This is a genomic window from Streptomyces sp. NPDC002870 (assembly GCF_042888505.1).
In the GTDB taxonomy this organism is placed as follows: domain Bacteria; phylum Actinomycetota; class Actinomycetes; order Streptomycetales; family Streptomycetaceae; genus Streptomyces.
The window spans coordinates 59445-84199 of record NZ_JBIAPW010000019.1 but is presented as its reverse complement, the minus strand read 5'-3'; the positions used below and the strand labels follow the sequence as shown (position 1 = coordinate 84199).

Genomic DNA, 24755 nt, shown 5'->3' with positions numbered 1-24755 from the left:
GATGGCCTCGCAGATGCACCAGCCGGCCGCCGGGTCGACGTGCCCAAGTTGCGCCGAGCCGCTGGAGACGGGTGACCTTTTCTGCGGTGCGTGCGGATACGACCTTTCCGTCGTGCCCGCGCCGCCGGACGACCACCCGACCATTGCCATCGGCACGCCCGTCGAGTGGCCGTCGGCCACCGGAAGGACGGACAGCTCGGGCGCGCCCGCGCCGGCGCATCTGCCCGGAGATCTGCCGGGCAGGGACTCGGGCGGCGGCCTGCTGCCCGCCGCGGCCGTGCGCTACGACGATCCGCCCTCCTCACCGCCCCCCTCGCCCCCGGCTCCGCCCAATGCCTCCTCCAGCGGCGACTTCGAGCTGCCCGCGCCCGAGGCGGGCACCGCCGTCGCCGCCGACCCGCGCGCCGCGGACCCGATCGCACCCCCGTCCGGCACCAAGCTCTGTGTGGCCTGCCGGGCCGGCCATGTCGACCCCGACGGCTACTGCGAGAACTGCGGCCACGCCCAGCCCCGCGAGCGCGACCACATGGAGCAGGAGCTCGGCTCGGTAGCCGCCGTCAGCGACCGCGGGCTGCGCCACCACCGCAACGAGGACTCGTTCGCGGTGTCGTCCACAGCCCTGCCCGACGGCTCGCCCGCCGTCGTCGCGATCGTCTGCGACGGGGTGTCGTCGGCGACCCGCCCCGACGAGGCCTCCGAGGCCGCCGCGAGCGCCGCCAATGAGCTGCTGCTCCAGACGCTGCCACGCGGCACCCACCCCCAGCAGGCCATGCACGAGGCGATCGTCGCGGCCTCCGAGGCGGTCAACTCCCTCGCCAGGGACTCCGGTCAGGGCGAGGCGATGGAGCACGACCCGCACCACCACCAGAACGCGCCGGCCTGCACCATCGTCGGCGCCGTGGCGGCCGGTGGCCTGCTGGTCGTCGGCTGGGTCGGCGACAGCCGCGCCTACTGGGTACCGGACGATCGCAGCGGCCCGCCCGCCCGGCTCACCGAGGACGACTCCTGGGCCGCCCAGATGGTGGCGGCCGGCCTGATGAGCGAGGCGGAGGCGTACGCGGACGATCGTGCCCACGCCATCACGGGCTGGCTCGGGGCCGACGCGTACGAACTGGAGCCGCACACCGCCTCGTTCAAACCGGACCGTTCCGGCGTGGTCGTGGTCTGCACGGACGGCCTGTGGAACTATGCGGAGGCCGCCGAGGACATGGCCCAGGCGATCCCGGTCGATGCGGCGGGCCGCCCGCTGCACAGCGCGCAGGTTCTGGTCGGCCACGCACTCGACGGCGGGGGCCACGACAACGTAACAGTGGCGGTGCTGCCGTTCGCCGTGCCGCAGCAAGGGGCAGGATCGGCCTACAACAGGGCTTGAGCCCCCTTATGTCCGCCGAGTGGCTGCTTGTTGCCGCTTGTCACCGCCCGTTGCCGCCTGCTGCCGCTTGCGGACCTTCGTGTCGTTTCTCTGCCCGAGTGGAGCCCCAAGGAGCCGATCACATGGCCAATTTCTCCAAGTCACAGGTACCGCAGTTCTCCGTCGAGGTGTATCAGAACGAGTATCTGCCGGAGGGCGGCCGCGAGGTGAACGCGATCGTCACCGTCACCTCCACCGGAGGCGGCACCAGCGGCGGGACCCCGCTCGCGGGCGCTTCGCGCTCCCCCGCGTACATACCGGGACAGGCGCCGAGCGCCGCCGTTGTGATCATGGTCGACTGCTCCGGCTCGATGGACTATCCGCCGACCAAGATGCGCAATGCCCGTGATGCCACGGCCGCCGCCATCGAAACGCTGCGCGACGGCGTCTCCTTCGCGGTGATCGCGGGCACGCATGTGGCGAACGAGGTCTACCCGGGCGGCGGTCGGCTCGCGGTCGCCGATCCGCAGACGCGGGGTCAGGCCAAGGAGGCACTGCGGCGGCTCACCGCGGGCGGCGGCACCGCGATCGGCACCTGGCTCCGCCTCGCCGACCGGCTGCTCGCAAGCTCCGATGCCGGCATCCGGCACGGCATCCTGCTCACCGACGGCCGTAACGAGCACGAGTCGCCGGAGGATCTGCAGGCCACCCTCGAAGCCGGCGCGGGCCGCTTCACCTGCGACGCCCGCGGCGTCGGCACCGACTGGGAGGTCAAGGAGGTCACCGGCATCGCCTCCGCGCTGCTCGGCACGGCGGACATCGTCGCGAACCCGGCCGAACTGGCCGCGGACTTCACCAGCATGATGGAGAACGCGATGGGCAAGGAGGTCGCGGATGTGGCGCTGCGGCTGTGGACGCCCGTCGGCGTGGAGATCAAGTTCGTCAAACAAGTGGCGCCGACGGTCGAGGAGTTGACCGGACGGCGTACGGAAGCGGGCCCGCGGGCCGGCGACTATCCGACCGGCTCCTGGGGCGACGAGTCCCGCGACTACCACGTGTGCGTGCAGGTCCCGGAGGCCGGGATCGGCCAGGAGATGCTGGCCGCCCGGGTCTCGTTGATCATCCCGGCCGCGGACGGCGGGGCTCCGCAGGTGCTGTCACAGGGTCTCGTACGGGCGGTGTGGACAGACGACATGGTGGCGTCCACCTCGATCAACCCGCAGGTCGCGCACTACACGGGCCAGGCCGAACTTGCGCAAGTCATCCAACAGGGGCTCGATGCCCGCAAGTCGGGCGATTACGACGGCGCGACCGCGAAGCTCGGCCGTGCCGTGCAGCTCGCGGCGGACTCCGGCAACGAGGACACAGCGAAACTGCTTTCGAAGGTGGTGGACGTCGTCGATGCCGCGACAGGTACTGTGCGACTGAAGGCGAAGGTCGCGGAGGCTGACGAGATGACCCTCGAAACGCGCTCCACCAAGACGGTTCGCGTGAAGAAGTAGCCGGTACTGACGCCGACAGAAACGCCGACGGCAACACCGAAGTGAAACGGCCCTCGGGCCGGACGAGGAGAGGGGGAAGCGCCGACATGCCGACCTGCCCGAACGGACACCAGTCGGGTTCCGACGACTGGTGCGAGGTCTGCGGCCACCGCATGGCCGGTCCTGGCGCTCCCGCGGGTGCCGTTCCGCCGCCTCCCCCGCCGCCGGCCTACGGCTACCCGGGTCCCGGCGACCCGAACGCCACCGCCCAGGCCGAGCTCTGCCCGCAGTGCCGCACCCCGCGCGAGGCCATGGCCCCGTTCTGCGAGGAGTGCCGGTACAACTTCCTCACGCACACGGCAACGTCGTACACCCCGGTGGCCCCGCCCCAGCAGCAGCCGGCCGGGCTGAACCTCCCGCCGGGCTTCCAGTCGCAGCCTGCGCCCGCCCCTGCACCGCCGCCTCCTGCGCCGCAGCCTCCTCTCCCGCAGCAGCACGATCCGTACGAGTACCAGAGCTCGCGGCCGTCGCAGATGAACCGGCCGGCCGAACCGCTGACGAACGACCCGTCGGCGCAGCAGCCGCCGCAGGCGTTCCAGCAGCCGGGGCCGCCGCCTCCGCCGTCCTTCCAGCACCCGCAGCCGAGCCAGCAGGGCCCGCCCCCGCCGTCTTTCCAGCAGCAGCCGGCGCCGCCCGTGCCGCAGCAGCCCCAGCAGACGGGCGGCGGGGACGACTGGATGCTGCCCCCGCCCTCGCAGGCGCCGCAGCAGCCACAGGCCCCCCAGCTACCTCAGCCCCAGGCGCCCCAGCAGCCGCACGCGCCGCAGGCGTTCCAGCAGCAGATGCCGCAGCAGTACGCCCAGCAGCCCGGTCCGCAGTCCGGTCCACAGCTGGGTTCGCAGCAGGGGCAGTCGGGTCCACAGCAGCCGCCCCAGTACCAGCCCCAGCCCCAGGCCCCCGCGGGCTGGACGGCCGTCATAGCGCCCGACCGTGAGTACTTCCTCGCGATGATGCAGCGCAGCGGCCCCGATGCCAGCGGCCTCAACCTGCCCGCGTACTCCCCCGAGCAGCACCTCCCGCTCGCCGGCAACCAGATCACGATCGGCCGCCGCCGGCACTCCACCGGCGAGTCCCCCGACATCGACCTGTCCGTCCCGCCGGAAGACCCGGGAGTCTCGCACCAGCACGCGGTGCTGGTCCAGCAGCCCGACGGCTCCTGGGCCGTCGTCGACCAGAACTCCACCAACGGCACCACGCTCAACGGCGCCGAGGATCCGATCCAGCCCTATGTGCCGATCCCGCTGAACGACGGCGACCGGGTTCACGTCGGCGCCTGGACCACCATCACCGTCCGCCGCGGCTAGCCCTGCCGCCGTAAGACACTCCGCAAGACACTCCGCCGAGAACAGCCGGCTGAAACGGTCAGCTGGACGGACGCCCGAGCGGCCAGGCGTACGGCCCCTCGGGGTCGTCCAGCCAGGCCCACTGGTGCTGTCCGCTGACCGTGATCCCGAACCGGTCCCGCTGCGGGCGCCGCTCGCGCTCCCACAGCGAGAGCGCCTCGTGCGGATCGAGGCTGCCGGCGGTCAGCGTCAGCAAGAAGCGGAAGAGATCGTTCTCGACCGCGCGCCTCGGCAGCCCCCCGCCGTGCCCCACCGGAGCAAGCCCGCCGCCGCGCAGCGGCACGAAGTACGCGGACGTCCGCAGGAAATGCCCCTCCGCGATCCGGCCACGGCTGTCGTCGCGCACCCGCAACGCGATGAGCCCGGTGGAGAGCGGGGCCAGGATCCGCGCTCCCGGCCGGCACTGCGGCAGCCAGTCGAACGGCAGGGACGTCAGCGTGCAGGTCGCGATGATGCGGTCGAAGGGCGCGCGCTCCCGACAGCCACGCGCCCCGTCGCCGGTGATCACAGCCGGGTGGTAGCCCGCGGCCGCCAGATGCGTTCGCGCGGACTCGGTGATCTCAGGGTCCACGTCGACGGTCGTCACCAGCTCGTCGCCGAGCCGGTGTGCGAGCAGAGCCGCGTTGTAGCCGGTGCCCGCGCCGATCTCGAGGACGCTGTGCCCCTCCCGTACCTCCAGCTCCTCGAGCATCCTGGCCATCAGCGAGGGCTGGCTGCTGGAGGAGATCAGTTCGCCGTCGCGCACCCGGGTGGCGAGCGGCCCGTCCGTATATGCGCCTCTCAGCCACTGGCTCCGCCGCACGGGATCGGGGTCCTCGCACCACAGACGCTCGTACGCGCCGCCCCGGCCCACGAAGTAGTACGGCACGAACAGATGCCGCGGCACCTCCTCGAACGCCGCCCGCCAGGCCGGATCGGTCAGCCCGCCATCGGCCACGATCGCCCGCACCAACGACTGCCGCGCCTCGGCGGCCGGGTCTGCATACTGCTCCAGGTCCACACCCATGCATCCACTGTCCTGCGGCGCCGCGCCTGAGGCGAGCACCCGATCGTGGGTGGTCCTAGGGCCTGGGTCCTCGGCCGGTGAGTCTGAGACGATGGTCAGGTGAATGAGATTCCGCGCGGCACGCTTCAGGAGCAGACCTTCTACGAACAGGTCGGCGGCGATGAGACCTTCCGGCGCCTCGTCCACCGCTTCTACCAGGGCGTCTCCGAGGATCCGGTGCTGCGGCCGATGTACCCGGAGGAGGACCTGGGTCCCGCCGAGGAGCGGCTCACGCTGTTCCTGATCCAGTACTGGGGCGGGCCCCGCACCTACAGCGACAACCGCGGCCACCCGCGGCTGCGGATGCGCCACGCGCCGTTCACCGTCGACCGGGCCGCGCACGACGCCTGGCTGAAGCACATGCGTACCGCCGTCGACGAGCTGGGCCTGTCCGAGGAGCACGAGCGGACGCTCTGGAACTACCTCACGTACGCCGCGGCCTCCATGCTGAACACGGCGGACTGATCAGCACCGGCACCTGAGGGAGCCGCCCGGTCACTTGCGGGCGAGGCTCGACCGGGGTCAGCGCGGCCCGGTGGGGGTGACGCTCAGTCCGCCGAGGCCGTCTTTGCGTACGACGATCGACCCGAAGGGCGTACGCAGTCTGAGCCACGAGCCCGTGGACAGCAGCGCGACCGGGACTCCGGGACGCAGAAAGCCGAGCGACTGGGCGGCGTGCACGGCTCGAAGCGGCAGCCCGGTTCCGCCGACGGTGCGCGACCATATCTCACGCCCGATGCGGTCCCGCTCGGCGCGTGTACGCCGCTCGGCGGGCAACTGCTCGTCGCGGGTACGGAATTCAGTCACGGCTGCGGCCACCGCGCCCCGCATCGCGGTCACTTCGGGCAGCCCGGGCAGCTCCCGCCAGCCGCCGCGCGGCGGCAGCACGCCGGCCCACGGCGGCCCGGTGACGGCGGCGGGCACGGTGAACTCCGCCCCGCCGAGGGACTCCAGCAGCTCACCGGCGGAGACGGTGACATCCAGCTCGACTCGGTCACTGAGCCGTGCCGTACGGATCGCGAGCACCTCGAAGGAGGGCGGACGCCCGAAAACGGCGAGCGCGCCGCCGCCGGCCTGAAGCCGGACGGCGGCGGCGCGGTCGTAATGGATCAGCCGGGAGAGGAAGGCTGTGAGATCTTCAGCCTCCCCCGCGTCGGCGAAGTGCAGAGTCTGCACGGGCACGCTCATGCCGCGAGAACACCCTCGTCGGCGTCGGCCTTTTCGTCAGCGTCGGCAGCGTCGTTGGCGTCGTCGAGGTAGTGCTGAAGGAAGGACTTCTCCTCCGCGCTGATCCGGCGCGGGCGCCCGGCGCTCAGGTCGTACGGCACGACGATGGTCGAGGCTCGGACATACACCTGTGAGGCCCCTTCCGCGTCCTTGACCTCGTATGCGATGGTCAGCGACGCCGCGCCTATCTTCGTCACCCACGACTCGACGATCACCGGCTCGTGCCGGTGGACCAGCGGCCGCTTGTAGTCGATCTCGTGCCGGGCCACGACGGACCCGCCGGCGAACGACGGGGAACCGTCCCCGGGCGCCAGCCGGAACATGAAGTCAATGCGCGCCTCTTCCAGATACCGCAGGAAGACGACGTTGTTGACGTGCCCGAAGGCATCCATGTCCGACCAGCGAAGGGGACAGCGGTAAATGTGCCGGGCCATCTATGAACCTCAGCCCCGGGTCAGCTTCTTGTACGTCGCACGGTGCGGACGGGCGGCGTCCGGGCCGAGCCGCTCGACCTTGTTCTTCTCGTACGAGTCGAAGTTGCCCTCGAACCAGAACCACTTGGAGTCGCCCTCGTACGCCAGGATGTGCGTGGCGACGCGGTCGAGGAACCAGCGGTCGTGGGAGACGACCACGGCCGCACCGGGGAACTCGAGCAGGGCGTTCTCCAGGGAGGAGAGCGTCTCGACGTCGAGGTCGTTGGTGGGCTCGTCGAGGAGCAGCAGGTTGCCGCCCTGCTTCAGGGTCAGCGCCAGGTTGAGGCGGTTGCGCTCACCGCCGGACAGCACGCCGGCCGGCTTCTGCTGGTCCGGGCCCTTGAAGCCGAACGCCGAGACATAGGCGCGGGACGGCATCTCGACCTGGCCGACATTGATGTAGTCCAGCTCGTCGGAGACGACGGCCCACAGGGACTTCTTGGGGTCGATGTTGGCGCGGTTCTGGTCGACGTAGCTGATCTTGACCGTATCGCCAACCTTGATCACACCGGAGTCGGGCTCTTCCAGTCCCTGGATCATCTTGAACAGCGTGGTCTTGCCCGCGCCGTTCGGGCCGATGACGCCGACGATGCCGTTGCGCGGCAGCGTGAAGCTCAGGTCGTCGATGAGGACCTTGTCGCCGAAGGCCTTGGAGAGCTTCTCGACCTCGACGACGACACTGCCGAGCCGCGGGCCCGGCGGGATCTGGATCTCCTCGAAGTCCAGCTTCCGCATCTTGTCGGCCTCGGCCGCCATCTCCTCGTAACGGGCCAGACGGGCCTTGGACTTGGCCTGCCGCCCCTTCGCGTTGGAGCGGACCCACTCGAGCTCTTCCTTCAAACGCTTCTGGCGCTTGGCGTCCTTGGCACCCTCGACCTTGAGACGGGAGGACTTGTTCTCCAGGTAGGTGGAGTAGTTGCCCTCGTAGGGGTGGGCGCGGCCGCGGTCGAGCTCCAGGATCCACTCGGCGACGTTGTCGAGGAAGTACCGGTCGTGGGTGATGGCGACGACGGTGCCGGAGTACTTGGCGAGGTGCGCCTCCAGCCACTGCACGGACTCGGCGTCCAGGTGGTTGGTGGGCTCGTCGAGGAGGAGCAGGTCGGGGGCTTCGAGCAGCAGCTTGCACAGGGCGACGCGGCGCTTCTCGCCACCGGAGAGGGTGGTGACGGCCCAGTCGCCGGGCGGGCAGCCGAGCGCGTCCATGGCCTGCTCGAGCTGAGCGTCCAGGTCCCAGGCGTTGGAGTGGTCGAGATCCTCCTGGAGCTTGCCCATCTCTTCCATCAGGGCGTCGGTGTACTCGGTCGCCATCTGCTCGGCGATCTCGTTGAACCGGTCGAGCTTGCCCTTGACCTCGGAGACGCCGAGCTGGACGTTCTCCAGCACGGTCTTCGACTCGTCCAGCGGCGGCTCCTGCAGCAGGATGCCGACGGTGTAGCCGGGCGAGAGGAAGGCGTCGCCGTTGGAGGGCTGCTCCAGACCAGCCATGATCTTCAGCACGGTGGACTTACCGGCGCCGTTGGGGCCGACCACACCGATCTTCGCACCGGGCAGGAAGCTCAGCGTCACGTCATCGAGGATGACCTTGTCGCCGTGCGCCTTGCGCGTCTTGCGCATCGTGTAGATGTACTCAGCCAAGAGAAACCGTCCGGCAAGAAGTGGGTGGGCAGAGATACACCCCATCTTGCCGTACGTCCATCCCCCGAAGGAAATGAGTACGGCCAGCGGCTCTGATCTGGGCTGCATTCGGTGGGCGTGCACGCCGGTCCTGTCGTCGTTGGTCGTTGTCGGTCACCCTTGGCGGCCCTCCGACGGCCCACAGACGGCCCCGCGCTCGAACACGTTCCGGCTGGCCAGCGTCCTAGCGGGAGCGTGAGCGGGCCACTGGAGATGCGGATACGCCCGTATCTGACCTCGCGTGCGCGTGAGCCCGGTCACCCCGTCAGGGGAGTGCTCTGTCGCGTCGCGCCCAGGCGACCATGGCCTCGAACACGTGTCCGAAAAAATGCCTCGCCTGGAGCGCCTGCACAGCGTCCGCGAATGGCTCGTCTGGCAGCTGCGCCGCACCGACGAAACCATCGCTGAGCTGGAGCACGCGGCCCGCAACGACGGCTTCGATTCAAGGCGAGGTCGTCGGCGGGAGCACATGCAAGCCCAGTTCCCGGTAGACATCCTCGGGAGGCTTGACGGACACCCGCCACGCGAGGTCTTCGAAGTACGGCATGACATGGCGCCTGCGCGCCTCGCGCTCCAGGTACACATATGGTGCCAGCACCGTCCAGGCCCGCAGCAGGCTTCTCCCGTAGGACCCGATGATCAGGGATTCGTCGACGATGCCGTGCGCGACCAGCTTGCCGAGGTGGTTGTAGAAGAGACCCACGCGCTGAACGTACTTCTTGGGGCCCTGCGGGAGATCCATATAGGGCACCGGCGGCTGGTGCTCGGTTGCCAGTCGGTACAGCACGTATTCGACCGCCTGCAGGTAGTCGTCCCCCCTCGTGTCCTTGAATCCCTCCAGGATCATCGCCAGCACATTCGCGTTCCTGGATGACAGAAGCTGCCTCCGGGCCAGCATCGCCGAGATCACCAGCGCGAGCACCGAGACCAAAAGCGTCACCACGCTCAGGACCACCGCAATCACCCCACTCCGCTGTGCGGCGGTGGTGCTGTCCACGCCGCGTGGTCAGGCCCTACGGAAGTAGGTCCCCCAAAGTTGCGCGCGTCGCCTCCACATCCGGTCTTCGGATCAACGTTCTGCGACACCGCATGCAGATACGTCCGGGGCGGTCGCCTCTCACCACAAGACCGCGACCGCCCGGCTCTCCGCCCCTTCGGCAGGAACAGGAGAAACCCCAGCATGACCCAACCCAACCTCCTCCGGCGAGCGGACGGCCGCCCTCGCCCGTCAGCGCTCAATGTCTACTCCTGCTCCGGTGTTCCCGACACCTGGAGCGGCTCGCGCACCTCATCTGCACGGGGGAGAGCGAGCGGTACACACTTGCCACGGCTCCCCGTCCTGCCAGGACAAGCAGACGGGCCAAGATCCGCAGTTGGGCGGCTGCAGGACCGCCGGGCTCGGCTACACGCCTGCCCGTACATCGGTTCCCGCCCGCTGCCTCGTTCAAGCCTGAGCACCTCCGGGGCTGGAGCCGTGAGCTCAAGACGGCTGTCTCGTCAGCGACTTACCGGCGGAACATCTTCGAGAGCGTCCGTTCACAGCGGCCGGGGGGGGGATGCATGGAGAGTGGGATGATCGCGCTGTTCGGTGCGGTTGTCGGCGTAACGGGAACCTCGTTTGCACCTGTTGTCTCCCAGCGGCTCGTTGCACGGGTGCAGAGAAAGCAGTTCGAACGACAGCAGCGGATCACGCATGACCAATGGCTGCGCGACGAGAACCGCGCCGAGACGTCACCCGAAGCCGCGCACGACGAACTGGAGGCAGCGCGACATGCGCACAACGCTGCGTACGCCGAGGCGCAGATGGTCGCATCTGTCGCGGTGTCAGGAGTCCATCCGCCTAGGCTCCGGAGGCGGGCCTGGCCGGGGCAGATCGGTGGGACCGCGGCCGAGACGGGGCGCACGCAACGGCCCCGGTGCGTGCTTCGCACCGGGGCCGTCGTCAGCGCAGTGTCACGCCGTGTTTACGCGTGGTCACTGCCGCCTGTCACTACTCGCCGGCCGTCGCCCTCTTCTTACGGAGGAGGAAGACCGCGCCGCCGCCGAGCACGACGAGCGCGATCGCGATGCCCGCGATCATCGGGGTGGCGCTGGAGCTGCCCGTCTCGGCGAGGTCGCCGCCCCCGGAACCCGAGGACGTGCCGCCGGCCGAGGCCGGGCTGGGCTGGGACGAGGGGGTGTCCGTGCCCGGGGTCGGGGTGCCGGTGGTCTTGCAGTCCAGCACACCCTTGAAGGTCTTCGTGAAGCCCTCGGGCCCAGTGATCGTGAAGTCGTACGCCTGGTCCTCGGCGACCGGAACGGTGACCGTCCTGGACTCCCCGGCCGGGATCGTGTGCTTCAGGCCCACTAGCTCGAAGGTGAACGGAGCGTCGCCCTTGTTCTCCGCGGTGATGTCCACGCCGCCCTTGGCGCAGTTCTTCTTCGCCGAGAGCGCCGGTATCGCGCCCGTCTTGGCCCAGGTGGCCGTCGCGTTCGCGGAGACCGTGGACTCGCTGGAACCGGCCAGGATCTGGGTCTGGCTCTTGGTCACTCCGGCGAACGCCCGGCCGACCGGCACGGAGGTCGTCGCCTGCGCGGTCAGCGTCGCCGAACCGTCCGCGGCACCGGCCGGCACGTCGAAGTACAGCTGAGTGCCGTCGACGGCGGAGGTGACGGGCTTGCCGGTCTTGTCGGTGACCTTGATCCCGCTGGCGGCCGCGTCGGCCGGCGGGGCCACGGAGACCTGCCCGGCGTCCGTGCGGACCGTCACGGGACCGAGCCGCCCGCCCGCCTTGCCGGAGACCGCGTTCGGCTCCAGGCTGAGCGAGGCCTTCGGCTCCGCCACGTTCTCGGCCTTCGACTCCAGCCAGTCCGCGAGCTTCTCCGCCGCGGGGTCGAGCGCCTCGACGTCCGCCTTGTCCGAGTAGCGCCAGATGGCGACCTGAGTGCCGGCCGCCGCGGTGCGCTCGGAGAGCGGGCCGCTGTCCGCGTCCTTGGCCAGCGCCCCCAGATCGTCGACCTGCGGGTAGGAGTGCTGCAGGATCCAGCGGATCTTGCCCGCGTTCTCGTTGCCGCCCAGCGACGTCTGGTTCCAGGGGGTCTCCAGGTACTTCGCCTGGTCCTGGGTCGGGTTGTTGATGTCGATGCAGTACGTCTTCAGCCGACCGCCGCCGTCGACGGTCATCTCGAAGAGCCCGGCGGGTATTTCGCGATTCTTGCCGTCTGCGCGAAGCACGGCACGGTCATAGGTCTTCAGCCCGTCGAGAGTGGCGACCGCGCCACCCTGGTGCTGGACACCGTCGTCGGCGGCTGCCGCGCCCGCGCCGGCCATGGAGCCGCCCGCGATGAGGCCCGACATCAAAGCCGCGGCAGTAAGACGACGAGCAGCGCCCCGCCTGCGTCCAACTGACGCAGAGAACAAAGCAAACACAGAATTCCCCTCCGAGCGAGGTCCTTGATTCGCGAATGAGCACGTGTTCACGTCGGATCAGGTGCGCATGTGACGCGTGGGGGGAGTGCCTCGCCTGCAGACTCAAGTGCCCCGTGAGTACGCCGAAATCCTAAGGACACCGCGCGCCCCAGTCCCCCGTCGTACCGTCATACAACCATTCCGACTCGGAATCGTTATCGATGCTCGTCCGGACGCGGCCGTATCTCCGCTGCTGAATCGACAAATCCACCCAACTCCAGGTCAGGGCACAGGTGTCGGCGTCGTCGGCCCCTCCTGGGGCGTGGGACGGTGCGTCAGATTCGGCTCCGCCTTCACCACCCGCCTGAATGCCGCCGTCCCTCGCGTCAGATCGTGTCCCACCGCCACCGCGTCGATCTCGGCGAACGTCCTGCGCTGCCCGTCCCGCTCCTCCTCGCGCACCTTCAACCGCCCGTGGACGAGAAGAGGTTCACCGACGGAGACCGACCCGGCCAGATTTATGGCGAGAGACCGCCAGGCGAAGACCGTGTAGAAGCTGGTGTGTCCGTCCGTCCAGCTGCCGCTCTGCCGGTCGTACCGCCTCGGTGTCACCGCGAAACGGAATCGAGCCATCCCTCCGGCCGCCGATTCCCGGTACTCAACATTCGTGGCGACATTGCCCACCACCGTCACCATCGTGTCGTTCACGACGGCCACCTCCCCGTCCGGTCACTTGGCCCGGTCTGTCCTGACCGATCTCCATGCTGGACCGGACGGAAGGATCCCGCCGACGCCTGTGGACCACCGCACCGTTGTGGAAAACCCCGTCACCCCAGAAGCCGGACCGTCCCGCCCCCACCCACCCCCGAACCGCCTGCGGCCCTGCCGGCCCCCGCCTTCCCCGACACGGTCGCGTACTGCTCCCGCACCTCCCGGTAGCGCATGAGCTCCCCGGCGATCGGGTCGAGCACCTTCGCCCGCCCGCACCCGGCGGCCGCCTCACGCAGCCGCCGCTGCGCGTCCTGCCCGTACCGCCGCGCGGGCCCCCGTACAGCCCCCGCGCACGCCCACTCCACCAGCGGCCCGCCCACGATCCCGGCGAGCATCAGCATCACCGGCGGCAGCAGCCCCGGGTCCAGCACGCCGATGATCTGGCCCACCAGCCACAGTCCCCCGAAGATCTGAACCAGCGTCATCAACGCCTGCGCCAGCACCGCGGCCGGCCACCACGCGGGCCGCAGCGGCCTCCCGTTCGTCGCCGCCGCCTCACGCACGGCCAGCTCGTCCAGAGCCTCCGGCAGCCCCTCGGCCCCGCGCACCGCCGCCTCGCGCACCGCCTGCGCCCACGGCACGGGCAGCCCGGCCGCAGCCTCGTCCGCGACCGTACGCACCGCCTGCTCGACCCGCTGCCGTGCCGTGAGCTCGTCCTCCGCCGGCGTCGCGGGCTCCGGCAGCCCGCCCGGCATACGGGTGCGCTCGTACCAGCGCCAAAGCCGCAGCCACGGCGTCCCGCACGCCCGGCTGGCGTTCCTGCGCCACTCGCGCTCCGCCGCCTCACCGGCCGCATTCGCGCCGATCGCCTCCGCCAGCCGGGCCGCGAAGTCCTCGCGCGAGCGTTCATGGAGGCCGGTGTGCCCGTCGGCGAGGTACACCGAACGGAGCTTTGCCGCCGCCGCGTCGACATCGGCGGACAGCCGGCGCGCTGCGGCATTGCGGTCCTGTACGAACTTCCCGATCAGCTCGCGCAGTTCGCCGACGCCCTCCCCGGTCAGCGCGGAGAGCGCGAGCACGGTGGCGCCCGGCTCGCCGTGTTCGCCAAGGGCCATGCCGTCCTCGTCGAGGAGCCGGCGCAGATCGTCGAGCACCTGGTCGGCGGCCTCGCCGGGCAGCCGGTCGATCTGGTTGAGCACCACGAACGTGATCTCCGCATGTCCGGCGAGCGGCCGCAGATACCGCTCGTGCAGGGCGGCGTCCGCGTACTTCTCCGGATCGACGACCCAGATCACCGCGTCCACCAGTGCCACCACCCGGTCCACCTGCTCGCGGTGTCTGACCAGGGCCGAGTCATGGTCGGGCAGATCGACCAGCACCAGCCCGTACAGCTCCTCGTCACCACCCGCCAGGGGCCTGCGCCGCAGCCGTGGCGGGATGGCGAGCCGGTCCAGCAGCCCTGCCGCGCCCTCCGACCAGGTGCAGGCGATCGGCGCGGCGGTGGTGGGTCTGCGCAGGCCGGTCTCCGAGATCGGCACTTCGGCGAGCGCGTTGAAGAGCGTCGATTTCCCGCTCCCGGTCGCGCCCGCGATGGCGACGACGGTGTGCCGCGAGGAGAGCCGCTGCCGGGCTGCGGCCTCGTCGAGGACGCGTCCTGCCTCGACGAGGGTCTTCTCGTCCAGCCGGGTCCGCGAAAGGCCGATCAGTTCGCGCAGGGCGTCGAGCCGTACCCGCAGCGGCCCGACGTACGGCCCGCCGATCGGCACATGCACCTCGCCCCACGGATCCTCCTCAACGTCCGCCCCGTCCTCCCCCTCGCTGTCCCCGCCGCCCGCTCGCCGGGCGATCAGCCCGTCGTCCCAGCGGACGCCGTCCTCGTTCTCGTCGTCAGCGCGTTCGTCCGTGATGGCGGTCACCGCCGTCACCTCTCCTTCTGCAGTACGGAAAGCGCGGCGATCAGCTCGGCCTGCGGCTCAGGGGTCACTTCGAGTGCGTCGAGGGGTGCGAGGCGTTGGTCTCGTTCGCTGTGCAGTACGCCGTTGATGTACGTCGCCATCAGCTCGCCGCCCTTGTCGCGAAGCTTCAGCGCGCCCTGCGCCCCGATTCGTTCGGCGAGCCGCTCCCCCGCGCCGCGGGCCCGGCGCCCGCCGAGCAGCGCGGCCGCGACCAGGGCGGCCACCGCCTCGGGGTCGGGCGCCACGCTCCTGTCCAGGCGGCGCACCTCCTCCTCGGCGAGCTCCTCCAGCTCCCGCCGCCAGCGGCGTACGGCGATCCCGATCCGCTCGGCCGTCTCCAGGTCCAGCCGCCCCTGGACGACGACCGCTCGCGCGGCCGGCTCTCGCCGCCATGCCTCCTGGACGCGCTCGTCCGCGGCGGCAACGGCGCACTGCAACAGCGCGGACAGGCTGCCGACCAGCGCGTCCAGCAGCTCGCCCGCGGAGCTGTCGCGCGGATAGCCACGCCAGCGGGTCCGCGCGTCCCCGGCGAGCACCGCCCCGCTCCGGAGCTGCTTGCGTACCCGCTCGCGCTCCCTCTCGTACGCCTCCTCGACCGCACTCGTGAGTCGTACGGCTGCCGCGTACTGCCCCGCCACCGCCGCCGCGAGCTCGGGCATCCGCGCGTTGAGCGAGTCGATCACGCCCACCGCCGTACGCCCCAAGGTCTGCTGTCTGGCCGCCGGGTCCTGCGCCCGGTGCGCCAGCCAGGCGAAGAGGGGGGCCACGGCGGTGGTGGGCAGCAGCCCCCTGCCGCCGCCCGCCGACTCGGGCAGCTCCGGGATGGTGAACCGCGGCACATCCCCGAGACCGGCCTTGGTCAGCAGCGCCGCGTACTGCCGCGAGACATCAGTGATCACCTGGTGCGGCACCCGGTCGAGCACGGTCACCAGCGTGGCGTCGTACTCCTTGGCCGTACGGAGCAGATGCCACGGCACGGCGTCCGCGTACCGCGATGCCGTCGTCACCATCACCCACACATCGGCGGCGCAGATCAACTCGGCGGCCAGCAGCCGGTTCTCGACGACGAGCGAGTCGATGTCGGGTGCGTCGAGCAGCGCGAGCCCGCGGGGCAGGGTGCCGGCTGTCTCGATCCGCAGGGAGTTCTCCCCTTCCTCCCCTTCCCCTTCCCGCCGGCCGTCCTCCGCCCCCTCGGCCTCGTCCTGCTGCGGCCGCCATACGCGCGTCAGGTGCGGCAGCACCCGCATCCCCGTGAACCAGTGATGATCGTCGGGGTGGCACACGAGCACCGGCGTACGCGTGGTGGGCCGCAGCACCCCCGCCTCGCTGACCCGCCGCCCCACCAGCGAGTTGACGAGCGTCGACTTCCCCGCCCCGGTGGATCCGCCGACGACCACGAGCAGCGGCGCTTCGGGCTCCCTGAGCCGGGGCACGAGGTAATTGTCGAGCTGCGCAAGAAGCTCTGCGCGCGTCTGCCGGGCGCGCGGGGCACCAGGAAGGGGAAGAGGAAGACGCACGGCGGCGACACGGTCGCGGAGGGCGGAGAGTGCGTCGATCAGCTGAGGCCGTGCATCCAAGGTCACCACATGCGAAGAATGCCCAATTTTGGCGGCTTTTTGAAGCGTATGACCCTCTCTGCGCGCCGGTCGGACAGACGGGACAGACGGGATGAGTGGGGCGCAGGCATAACGAGTGCACAACACCCGAGACCCGAGACGTCAAAAGCGCTGCATGAATCGCACCTGCCTGCGATTATCGGTTCGCTTCACCGAACCTCCACATCGTGCCACGCAGGTGAAGCAACCGGGTCAAGGCGATCGGAGCCCTATCCTTGTCCCCGGCAAGGTTCACGGACGACCCACCAGGGGCTCCAGGCCACCGAGGCCACGATCCAGCCCCCGTAGCTCAGTGGATAGAGCAGGCGCCTTCTAAGCGCTTGGCCGCAGGTTCGAGTCCTGCCGGGGGCGCACAACCCGCACGACCGACAGACCCTCCACCCCGGAGGGTCTTTTTGCTGGTCAAAGGCACCATAGCGGGCGGAGGGTAGCGGAGGCGTAAGCGCCGGACCGCCCCCGTGACTGTCGGGGGCGGTCCGGCGGTGTCCCGCTGTCACCGGGTTTGGGCGGGTGGCCCTGTCGAATACGTGCACGTGTGCCGCAGAGGGCCACGACTTCGCGCGATCCGAGCGCTGCCGTCCACGAACGGCCGCACGCAGGGTTACGACGCGTATCGCACCCGACGGCCCGCAGCGCGTGCCCGCGTGCGGCCCGGGGCACACGTAGAGAGTGACGACACCTACCTCGGATACCGAGCGCCCACGCCCCGCCCGCCGCCTGCAGCTGCCGTGGTGGCTGTCAGTGCCGGTCGCCCTGTTGCTGGTCCTCGTTGTGGTGGTCCTCGCCGGACGCTTCAGTCTGCTGCCCGGATTCGACGATGTCTTCGGCGAGGAGACGAAGGACCGGTCGGGGCCCGCCCTGCTCAAGTCCATCAAGGACATGAACCGTTACGAGGGAGCGGCGGGCAACTTCCAGATCGTCGTGGACCTGGAGAAGGACGCCAAGTTCCTCCCAGACGCAATCCGCGGCACCCGCACCCTGTACGTGGGGGCAGGCAGCGTCAGCGCATACGTGGATCTCGGCGCCATCGGCCAGAAGAGCGTCACCGTCGACAAGGACCGTACGGCGGCCACGCTCCGCCTTCCGCACGCCCGTCTCGGTGCGCCTGTCCTCGACCCAGAACGGTCGTACGCGGTGTCCAAGCAGCGGGGGCTCCTCGACCGCCTCGGAGATCTGTTCTCCGACAACCCCGCCAGCGAACGTGCGGTGAACCGGCTCGCGGCACAGCGCATCGGCGAGGCGGCGAAGGACAGCGAGCTCACCGCGCGCGCGGAGAAGAACACCACCTCCATGCTGGAGGGTCTGCTGCGCTCCCTCGGATTCCGGCAAGTGACCGTCGTGTACGGATGACGGCGGTCGCCGCCACCAGCGACGCCGTCGAACACGTGTCATTGGTGTCTTGAGCGTTTCGTGAGACCCAAGGACCTAGTTCGGCGAGCCGCTCGGCGCACGTCTTCAACTACGGCGTCGGCGTCTTTGTCGTCTTCTTCGGGGACGGCTTCTTCGTCGTCTTCTTCGGCGAGGGTGTCGGCGTCGGCGCGAGCGGCGCACTTGTTGAACTTGGCATCGCGGCGCCGCGATGCCTCGAACCCCGGGCAGCGTCTCCGGCTCCACCTAGAACCCGCCGAGGCTAGGGCGCGGCCGAGTTGACCGGCGTGAACCAGCCGCCGCCTGCTGCCGGCCCCGACGGCGAGCGTCACCATCGGCCTTGGTCGGGCCGAGGTGACACGAGTGACGCTCCGCCGTGCGGCTCCTTCCGTTCGCTTTCGGAAGCAACGCAAAGAGCACGATCAGCGTCTTGATCAACGGCAGGTGTCGGAGCGGGTGTTTACAAGCCCCCTTCCGTAGCGCCCCGTAAGCAGCGGAGCGGGGTGTGGGCAGAGGTTTCCGCCTCCCGCACCAGCCGACTATGCATTCCATGTATAGATGCTGCGTATAGTCGCTGCCTCATCAAGTCCTCTGCACGACGACCCCCTTCTGACCTGCCCACTCACAAACTCAAGACTCGCCTGGCCAGAGCCCAGAAAGCAGAAAGGCACCCATGTACAGCAAGGCCTTCGCCGCCGAATACCAAGGCGCCCTCCGATCAATGTCGGTGAACTCCTCCTTGCCCGACGTACTGGCCAAGGGGACCGAGCAGTTGCGGGAGGCCAAGCTCTCGGGTTCCCAGCAGGAGGTCGCGCGGTCCGGTCTTGCCGTCGCGGAAGCACATCGGCGCCTGGGACACGTCGAGGAGGCCGATCGGGCCTGGAAGGCGAGTTACCGCACCGCGCGCTCGGTCGGTGACCTCGGGGCGATGGCATGGGCGCTGTGGAGCGGCGGCACCCTCGCCCGTCAGCGGGGCGCCCTGGCTCTGGCCCGCCGGCTGCTCGGGCTCGCCGCCGAACTGGGCGAGCGCGGCGGTGACGTCGTGGCCCGGGGCTACTCGCTCGCCGGGATGGCGGAGACCGGCCGGATCCAGGGTGACTACGAGGCCGTCCGCGCCCTCCACGAGCAGTTGCTCGCCGAGGCCCGGCGGCGCGGCGAGGCCAGGCACACGGTGTGGGCGCTGGAGGGCATCGCCCAGATACACCGGAACACCGGCTCGTACGGCACCGCGCTCGCGATGTTCGAGGAAGCGGCGGAGATAGCCGAGAGGGCAGACGACAGGCGGGGCCGGGCCTGGGCGCTGCGCGGCATCGCCGACATCGTGTCCGCACGGGACGACGAGCCGGACCGCGCCCTGGATCTGCTCTCCGAAGCGGAACTCATCTGCCGTGAGATGCACTTGACGAGTGCGCTGGCCTACAACCACAAGATGCGCGGCAACGTGCTCTTCCGCGCCCGCCGTTACGAGGAGGCCCAGCAGGCGTACGAACAGACCCTGGCGGAGTTCCGCGCCATCAGCGAGCCGCGCGGCGAGGCACTGGCCCGGCTGGGGCTGGTCAAGACACTCGCCCGTCTGGGGCGGGACCAGGCGGAGACGGCCGCGGATCTGGACGAGCTGCGCCGCGACCTCGACCGGATCGGCCTGCATCATGCCCGTGACATGGCAGACAAGGCCAGGGCCGAGCTCGGAATACCGCCCATGCACTCCGGGATGGGCGAGGGGGGCGGTCTGCGATGACTCTGCCCATGGCAGCCGACGACAAGCAGACAGCACTGCGGCCGACGGCACCGCGGCCGACCGCACCGCAGCCGACCGCACCGCAGATCCTCGCCCGCTGCCGGGAACTCGTGCGGCCGCCCCTGGCCGCGGCCATTGAGCGCCTCCACCCCTGGCCGCGCGAGATGGCCGCTTTCTCCCTGGGCTGGTGCGAGGTGGGCGGCAGACCCGGATCCAGTGCTCATGGCAAGGGCGTGCGCCAGGCCCTCACCGTGCTCTGCGCGGAAGCCGCGGGCGCGCCCGGCGAGACTGCGGTCGCGGGCGCGGTGGCCGTGGAGCTGATCCACACCTTCTCCCTCCTGCACGACGACATCATGGACGGTGACGAGACGCGGCGGCAGCGGGAGACCGTATGGAAGGCGTACGGCACAGGGCCCGCGGTCCTCGCAGGGGACGCGCTGTTCGCCCTCGCCCTGGAAACGCTGGCCACATCGCAGAACGCCAACAGCGGCGGTGCGATACGGAAGTTGTCCGAAGCGTTGAACAAGCTGGTACGCGGTCAGGCGGAGGACCTGCTCTTCGAAACCCGCCCCTGGACAGGGCCGGACGCCGTGCAACTGCACGAGTATCGGTCCATGGCGGACCACAAGACCGGCGCTCTCCTGGGCTGCGCCGCCGCCCTGGGCGCCGTACTCGCCGGAGCTCCGTCGTCCACGGTCACCGCCCTCGCCCGGGCGGGACAGCACCTCGGCGTGGCATTCCAGGCGGTGGACGATCTGCTCGGCATGTGGGGAGATCCCGAAGTCACAGGCAAACCTGTTCACAGTGATCTGCGCCGGAGGAAGAAGACGTTCCCCGCACTCGCCGCACTGACCAAGGACAGCGCTGCCTCCCGGCGCCTCATCACGCTCCTCGAATCTCCGGCTGCCCTGGACGACGACACCGTCCGCCACGCCGCCGAACTCATCGAGGAAGCCGGCGGGCGCTCCGCCACTCTGGACGAGGCCAGTCACCACGTCGACATGGCCTCCGCGTGCTTGCGCAGCGTCCCGCTGGCGACGACGGCTGTCGGCGAAATCCTCACGCTGCTTCGCTTCCTCATCACACGAAGAATGTGAGGGCCCGCCGTCTGGAACGCTCCGACCACCCGTCAGTCGATTCACTCTTGGCAGAAATCCGGGAGACCCCCGGCCGCCTCTCGGCCGGGGTGACCAGCCATCGGGTGACCGGGGGGGCGAACGCGGGCACGGCGAATCCGCAAGCCCATCCGACAGTCCGCGCCCCCGGCCCCAGCCAACCCGCGTCATATGACCCGCTACGGCGAGGCCCGTGCCCACCCCACACTGTTGTCATGCACCTGGACAGTGGCCGAGGTCTGTGCTGTCATGCCAACTGCCCCTCCCTTCAACGTTGTACACGGCGCAACGGCGTACACGCGCAAGCCCCCGTCCCCCCGCGGTCAACGGCAGGAGCGCCCCCCATGCCGCTCAACCGACGCCACTTCCTCCAGACGGCCAGCAGCCGGGGCTTCGGGGTCACCTCCCATGACGCCGGCCCGCCCGCCGAGTCCACCGAAGTCACGACCTGGGCGGTCGAGGCCGCCCGGGCGCCCTGAGCCGACAGCGCGGACGCTGTGCCCGGATCTGCCTCCACCGGGGCGCATCGCGCAGCGTTCTGAGAGCGCTCTCTACCACCACCTGAACTGCCATCACCCCACAGGAAAAACGACGGAAGGGTTCACCACAGTGATACGCACATCAGCGATACGCACATCGGTGAGACGGACATCCGTGAGACGGACATCCGTGAGACGCGCCTTCGGACTACGCATCGGCATGACCGCGCTGCTGGTCCTCGGCGCGTGGGGCGGAGCGTCGCTCACCCCCGCCGCCGCGGCCCCCGAGCCCCCGCTCTCGGCCGGTCTGCTGACCGCCATGCAGCGGGACTTGGGCCTCACCGAGCCGCAGGCACGCGAGCGGATCGCCCAGGAGCGGACAGCGACCGCCCTCCAGGGCAAGGCGGAACGGGCCGCGGGCGACGCGTACGGCGGATCCTGGTTCGACGCGTCCACCGGCAGGCTGACTGTCGCCGTCACCAGTCGCGGAAGTGCCGCGGCCGTACGGGAGACAGGCGCGGCGGTCCGGCTCGTACAGCACAGCGCGAAGGAACTGGACGCGGCCAAGGAGGGCATCGACCGGCAGGCGGCGCAGTCCGCGAAGGGGGCACCGCGCGGGGTGAGCGGCTGGCACGTCGACCCGAAGGCCAACCAGGTCGTCATCGACGTCGTCGCGTCCCGCCGCGGCGACGCCGATGTCCGGGCCTTCGTCGACCGCGCCCGCTTGGCCGGGCCGGTACTGGTCGAAGCGGCCATGCGCGAGGCGCCGGCCACTTTCGCGGCCGGAACCGTGGGTGGCGACCCGTACTACACGGGCAACGTCCGCTGCTCCATCGGCTTCTCCGTCCACGGCGGCTTCGTCACGGCCGGGCACTGCGGCAGGCCCGGCGCCTTCGTCCGCGGCTGGGACGGCTCCGGCATGGGCACCTTCCAGGGCTCGTCCTTCCCCGGTGACGACTACGCCTACGTCGGCATCGGCCACGGCTGGTGGACCGTCCCGGTGGTACTGGGCTGGGGCACCGTACCCGACCAGCTCGTACGCGGATCGGCGGAGGCCCCGGTGGGCGCCTCGATCTGCCGCTCCGGGTCCACCACCCACTGGCACTGCGGCAGGGTGCTGGGCAAGAACGAGACCGTCAACTACAGCCAGGGCGCGGTCCATCAGATGACGAAGACCAGCGTCTGCGCCGAACCCGGCGACTCCGGAGGCTCGTTCATCAGCGGCGACCAGGCGCAGGGCGTGACCTCCGGCGGCTGGGGCAACTGCCGCGGCGGCGGTGAGACCTGGTTCCAGCCCGTGAACGAGATCCTCTGGCGGTACGGGCTGACGCTGCACACGGCCTGACGCACAGCCGGGAGTTCTGGACGGACGCAGCCTCCCGGGGGCTTGACCAGGTCGCCACCCGGCCTGGTCAAGCCGTTCACGGTCACTGCAGCGCGGCGCCGACCAGCAGGGCGAACGACGCGAGCGTGAACAGGGTGCGGATCAGATGGAGGAGGTTCCAACGGCGCTCGAAGGCCGCGCGGACCTCGCTGTCGGGGGCGGCCGGGGAGGCGTTCTCCGCCGCGGCGAGGGCGTTGTTCAGCGGGATGTTGCCGACGATGGTGATCAGGTGGTTGACGACCGCGCACCCCAGGCCCGCGACGATCAGCCATAGCTGGGTGTCCGTGCGCCCGTCGACGGGCACGGCGAGCGCCGCGGCGGGGAACACGATGATCCCGATGAAGAGGAGAAGGAAGACGGGGCGCGGTACGACCTCGTTGATACGGCGCATGGCCGGCAGGAACTGGTCGTCCGACAGGCGGGCGAGCGCGGGCATGACCGAGATCTGGAACGTCAGCATGAAGCCCGCGTACAGCCCCGTGAAGACGATGGCGAGGGCGAGGAGAAGGGTGGCCATGGCGCACATCATGACGCGGGGTGAGGGGCGACGCAGCATCGCGCCGCGCCGCCCGTCCCCTCCCGCTCAGTTCCCTCCCGGGTCCTTCAGTTCCCTCCCCGTTCCCTCAGTCCCCTCCCGGGTCCCTCAGCCCCCGGGTCCCTCTCAGTCCCGTACCCGTTGCGCCTGAGCGATCGCCTCCGCCAGCTCACGCACCGCGCCGTCCTCCGTCGAGCCCGCCAGCTTCCTCGCCCGGCCCGCCAGTTCACCCAGCCCCGGTGCCCCTGGCATCGAGCCGCCGCGCAGTGACTCCGCGAAATACGCCGCGACCGCCGTGACCTGGAGCCGCTTCGACGCCTCTTCCCACAACGCGCCGTCCACCGCGTCCGTCTCGACCGAGCCCGTCTGTTCGTGCGGCGCCCGCGTACTCGGGTCGAGCCAGCGGACGGTCGCCGTCGCGACGTGGCCGCTCGCGCCTTCCCTGAGCCGTACGGCATACAGCGCCGTCACCGTATGCCCCGGGCCGACCTCGCCGCCGTCCACCGTGTCGTTGCGGAAGTCCTCGTCCGCGACCGCGCGGTTCTCGTATCCGATGAGCCGGAACTGCTGGACGGTCTTCGGGTCGAAGGCCACCTGCGCCTTGGCGTCCCGTGCCCGCAGCTCGACATGCGTGGGCAGCTGGTCGCAGAAGACCTTCCTGGCCTGCTCGCTGGTGGAGACATACGTCGTGTGCCCGTCGCCCTTGTCGGCGAGCCGCTCCATCAGCGCATCGCCGTACTCACTGCCGACACCCACTCCGAAGAGCGTGATGCCGTACGTGCGGCGGGCGTCGTCGATCCGGTCGAGGATCGCGTCGGCCTCGGTCTCGCCGGTGTTGGCGAGCGCGTCGGAGAGGAGGACGACGCGGTTGGTGGCCCCGCGGCGACGGCCCTCGACCGCCTCGTCGTAGCCTCGCCGCACGCCCGCCTCGACGTTGGTGGAGTCCGTCGGCTCCAGGCTGTCGATCACCTCGTGGATACGGTCACGGTTGTCGTCGACCCTGGTCATCGGGAGCCGCGTCCTGGCCTCGTCGCTGAAGGTGACCAGAGCGATCGAGTCGTCGTCCCGAAGCTCGTCGGTGAGGATGCCCAGCGACTCCTTGACCAGGTCGAGCCGGCCGGGCTCCGCCATGGAGCCGGAGATGTCGATGACGAAGGTGAGGGCGGCCGGCGGCCGCTCACCCTTGCGGTCGGACGGGCGGGTGGAGAGCCCCACGCGCACCAGCGACCAGCCCTCGCCACCCGTTGCGTCATCGCCCTGGCCTCGGATCTCGCCCTCCGCGCGGCCGGGCCGCGCCCCGTCGACCGTCACCGAGAAGCCGTTGCCCTTCGGCCGCGGATAGTCCTGCCGGAAGCTGTTGACGAACTCCTCGGGCCGGATCTGACCGGCCTGCGGCCGCCGCCCGTCGGCGAGGGTACGGCGGGCATAGCCATACGAGGCGGTGTCCACGTCGAGCGCGAAGGTCGACAAATAGTCGGGAGCGCGCTCGGACTCCTGGAACGCGTCGCCCTGCCGCGCCCCGTCAGCCCCGCCGTCCACTCCCGTGGCGGGCGCGCCTCCTCCCCCGTCGGGCGCAATCGGCGCGGAATCGGGCCTCCCGCCGTCGTTCGCCCGCTCCTTGGCGCCGCCCTGGGAGGTCCGGTCGGCGTGGTCGCCACCGCCGCAGCCGGCGGTCAGCAGCATGCCGCCGGCCAGCACCGCTGCCAGCACTCCCCTGTACGTCCGTGCGCTGAGCTTCATCTGGGCTCCCCTGGATCGTCAGCACTTGTGAATGTGACGTCCGAGACGGCCCCGGGGAGCAGTCGAAGGAGT

20 protein-coding genes and 1 tRNA gene are annotated in these 24755 nt (G+C 70.3%); 10 read left to right on the top strand and 11 right to left on the bottom strand.

Annotated elements, in window-relative coordinates; translation table 11 throughout:
- The first annotated feature begins 1 nt into the window (after position 1).
- The 3 genes from ACFYWY_RS22970 to ACFYWY_RS22960 all read left to right on the top strand — a co-directional run bounded on the left by ACFYWY_RS22970 (position 2) and on the right by ACFYWY_RS22960 (position 4196).
- The gene (locus ACFYWY_RS22970) at positions 2-1372 is read left to right on the top strand and encodes a PP2C family serine/threonine-protein phosphatase (protein ID WP_389189729.1); all 1371 of its coding nucleotides are present in this window, start codon (positions 2-4) and stop codon (positions 1370-1372) included.
- Positions 1373-1494: 122 nt separating this feature from the next.
- Positions 1495-2853, top strand: a complete 1359-nt coding sequence (locus ACFYWY_RS22965) for a VWA domain-containing protein (protein WP_389189726.1) — start codon at positions 1495-1497, stop codon at positions 2851-2853.
- An 86-nt stretch (positions 2854-2939) separates the two neighbouring features.
- Positions 2940-4196: an FHA domain-containing protein gene (locus ACFYWY_RS22960; RefSeq protein WP_389189723.1), complete on the top strand. Its 1257-nt coding sequence runs from the start codon at positions 2940-2942 to the stop codon at positions 4194-4196.
- Between the two features lie 58 nt (positions 4197-4254).
- Here ACFYWY_RS22960 and ACFYWY_RS22955 read toward each other — a convergent pair whose 3' ends face one another.
- The gene (locus tag ACFYWY_RS22955; protein ID WP_389189720.1) at positions 4255-5241 is read right to left on the bottom strand and encodes a methyltransferase domain-containing protein; all 987 of its coding nucleotides are present in this window, start codon (positions 5239-5241) and stop codon (positions 4255-4257) included.
- A 99-nt stretch (positions 5242-5340) separates the two neighbouring features.
- Between ACFYWY_RS22955 and ACFYWY_RS22950 the strand changes: the two genes are divergently transcribed.
- Positions 5341-5745, top strand: coding sequence for a globin (locus ACFYWY_RS22950; protein ID WP_389189717.1), 405 nt, complete (start codon positions 5341-5343; stop codon positions 5743-5745).
- A 57-nt stretch (positions 5746-5802) separates the two neighbouring features.
- On the opposite strand, the gene ACFYWY_RS22945 is transcribed toward ACFYWY_RS22950, so the two are convergent.
- The 8 genes from ACFYWY_RS22945 to ACFYWY_RS22910 all read right to left on the bottom strand — a co-directional run bounded on the left by ACFYWY_RS22945 (position 5803) and on the right by ACFYWY_RS22910 (position 16285).
- The gene (locus ACFYWY_RS22945; RefSeq protein WP_389189714.1) at positions 5803-6468 is read right to left on the bottom strand and encodes a hypothetical protein; all 666 of its coding nucleotides are present in this window, start codon (positions 6466-6468) and stop codon (positions 5803-5805) included.
- Complete coding sequence (locus ACFYWY_RS22940) at positions 6465-6941, bottom strand: acyl-CoA thioesterase (protein WP_389189711.1); 477 nt, start codon at positions 6939-6941, stop codon at positions 6465-6467. Before ACFYWY_RS22940 ends, ACFYWY_RS22945 begins: the two co-directional genes overlap by 4 nt.
- Positions 6942-6950: 9 nt before the next feature.
- Positions 6951-8615: an energy-dependent translational throttle protein EttA gene (gene ettA, locus ACFYWY_RS22935; protein ID WP_389189708.1), complete on the bottom strand. Its 1665-nt coding sequence runs from the start codon at positions 8613-8615 to the stop codon at positions 6951-6953.
- Between the two features lie 481 nt (positions 8616-9096).
- Positions 9097-9651, bottom strand: a complete 555-nt coding sequence (locus ACFYWY_RS22930) for a hypothetical protein (protein ID WP_389189705.1) — start codon at positions 9649-9651, stop codon at positions 9097-9099.
- 993 nt (positions 9652-10644) lie between these two features.
- On the bottom strand, positions 10645-11991 hold the full coding sequence (locus ACFYWY_RS22925) for an LAETG motif-containing sortase-dependent surface protein (RefSeq protein ID WP_389189702.1): 1347 nt from the start codon (positions 11989-11991) through the stop codon (positions 10645-10647).
- Between the two features lie 333 nt (positions 11992-12324).
- Positions 12325-12750 carry a single-stranded DNA-binding protein gene (locus tag ACFYWY_RS22920; protein WP_389189699.1) on the bottom strand — a complete coding sequence of 142 codons (426 nt, stop codon included), beginning with the start codon at positions 12748-12750 and terminating at the stop codon, positions 12325-12327.
- 119 nt (positions 12751-12869) lie between these two features.
- Entirely contained in the window at positions 12870-14669 is a 1800-nt protein-coding gene (locus ACFYWY_RS22915; RefSeq protein WP_389189696.1) for a GTP-binding protein, read from the bottom strand.
- A gap of 5 nt (positions 14670-14674) precedes the next feature.
- Entirely contained in the window at positions 14675-16285 is a 1611-nt protein-coding gene (locus ACFYWY_RS22910) for a dynamin family protein (protein ID WP_389189839.1), read from the bottom strand.
- 317 nt (positions 16286-16602) lie between these two features.
- Here ACFYWY_RS22910 and ACFYWY_RS22905 point away from each other — a divergent pair.
- The 6 genes from ACFYWY_RS22905 to ACFYWY_RS22880 all read left to right on the top strand — a co-directional run bounded on the left by ACFYWY_RS22905 (position 16603) and on the right by ACFYWY_RS22880 (position 22369).
- A tRNA-Arg gene (locus ACFYWY_RS22905) sits at positions 16603-16675 on the top strand.
- Between the two features lie 318 nt (positions 16676-16993).
- Complete coding sequence (locus ACFYWY_RS22900) at positions 16994-17674, top strand: DUF4230 domain-containing protein (RefSeq protein ID WP_389189693.1); 681 nt, start codon at positions 16994-16996, stop codon at positions 17672-17674.
- A 691-nt stretch (positions 17675-18365) separates the two neighbouring features.
- The gene (locus ACFYWY_RS22895; protein WP_389189690.1) at positions 18366-19430 is read left to right on the top strand and encodes a tetratricopeptide repeat protein; all 1065 of its coding nucleotides are present in this window, start codon (positions 18366-18368) and stop codon (positions 19428-19430) included.
- An 8-nt stretch (positions 19431-19438) separates the two neighbouring features.
- Positions 19439-20527: a polyprenyl synthetase family protein gene (locus ACFYWY_RS22890; protein ID WP_389189837.1), complete on the top strand. Its 1089-nt coding sequence runs from the start codon at positions 19439-19441 to the stop codon at positions 20525-20527.
- Between the two features lie 362 nt (positions 20528-20889).
- Complete coding sequence (locus tag ACFYWY_RS22885) at positions 20890-21024, top strand: hypothetical protein (RefSeq protein ID WP_389189687.1); 135 nt, start codon at positions 20890-20892, stop codon at positions 21022-21024.
- Between the two features lie 190 nt (positions 21025-21214).
- Positions 21215-22369: a S1 family peptidase gene (locus ACFYWY_RS22880; RefSeq protein ID WP_389189684.1), complete on the top strand. Its 1155-nt coding sequence runs from the start codon at positions 21215-21217 to the stop codon at positions 22367-22369.
- A gap of 82 nt (positions 22370-22451) precedes the next feature.
- Here the strand turns inward: ACFYWY_RS22880 and ACFYWY_RS22875 are convergent, their stop codons facing one another.
- Both ACFYWY_RS22875 and ACFYWY_RS22870 read right to left on the bottom strand, forming a co-directional pair.
- On the bottom strand, positions 22452-22925 hold the full coding sequence (locus ACFYWY_RS22875; RefSeq protein ID WP_389189681.1) for a DUF1772 domain-containing protein: 474 nt from the start codon (positions 22923-22925) through the stop codon (positions 22452-22454).
- 144 nt (positions 22926-23069) lie between these two features.
- A complete protein-coding gene (locus ACFYWY_RS22870; protein ID WP_389189678.1) occupies positions 23070-24683 on the bottom strand; it encodes a von Willebrand factor type A domain-containing protein in 1614 nt (537 codons plus the stop codon).
- Positions 24684-24755 lie beyond the last annotated feature (72 nt).

Bases quoted from the DNA above. Each gene is read 5' to 3' on its own strand.
- ACFYWY_RS22970 (WP_389189729.1), top strand. From the start codon at position 2: ATGGCCTCGCAGATGCACCAGCCGGCCGCCGGGTCGACGTGCCCAAGT.
- ACFYWY_RS22965 (WP_389189726.1), top strand. From the start codon at position 1,495: ATGGCCAATTTCTCCAAGTCACAGGTACCGCAGTTCTCCGTCGAGGTG.
- ACFYWY_RS22960 (WP_389189723.1), top strand. From the start codon at position 2,940: ATGCCGACCTGCCCGAACGGACACCAGTCGGGTTCCGACGACTGGTGC.
- ACFYWY_RS22955 (WP_389189720.1), bottom strand. From the start codon at position 5,241: ATGGGTGTGGACCTGGAGCAGTATGCAGACCCGGCCGCCGAGGCGCGG.
- ACFYWY_RS22945 (WP_389189714.1), bottom strand. From the start codon at position 6,468: ATGAGCGTGCCCGTGCAGACTCTGCACTTCGCCGACGCGGGGGAGGCT.
- ACFYWY_RS22940 (WP_389189711.1), bottom strand. From the start codon at position 6,941: ATGGCCCGGCACATTTACCGCTGTCCCCTTCGCTGGTCGGACATGGAT.
- ACFYWY_RS22925 (WP_389189702.1), bottom strand. From the start codon at position 11,991: ATGTCGGGCCTCATCGCGGGCGGCTCCATGGCCGGCGCGGGCGCGGCA.
- ACFYWY_RS22895 (WP_389189690.1), top strand. From the start codon at position 18,366: ATGTACAGCAAGGCCTTCGCCGCCGAATACCAAGGCGCCCTCCGATCA.
- ACFYWY_RS22890 (WP_389189837.1), top strand. From the start codon at position 19,439: ATGGCAGCCGACGACAAGCAGACAGCACTGCGGCCGACGGCACCGCGG.
- ACFYWY_RS22885 (WP_389189687.1), top strand. From the start codon at position 20,890: ATGCCGCTCAACCGACGCCACTTCCTCCAGACGGCCAGCAGCCGGGGC.
- ACFYWY_RS22875 (WP_389189681.1), bottom strand. From the start codon at position 22,925: ATGGCCACCCTTCTCCTCGCCCTCGCCATCGTCTTCACGGGGCTGTAC.
- ACFYWY_RS22870 (WP_389189678.1), bottom strand. From the start codon at position 24,683: ATGAAGCTCAGCGCACGGACGTACAGGGGAGTGCTGGCAGCGGTGCTG.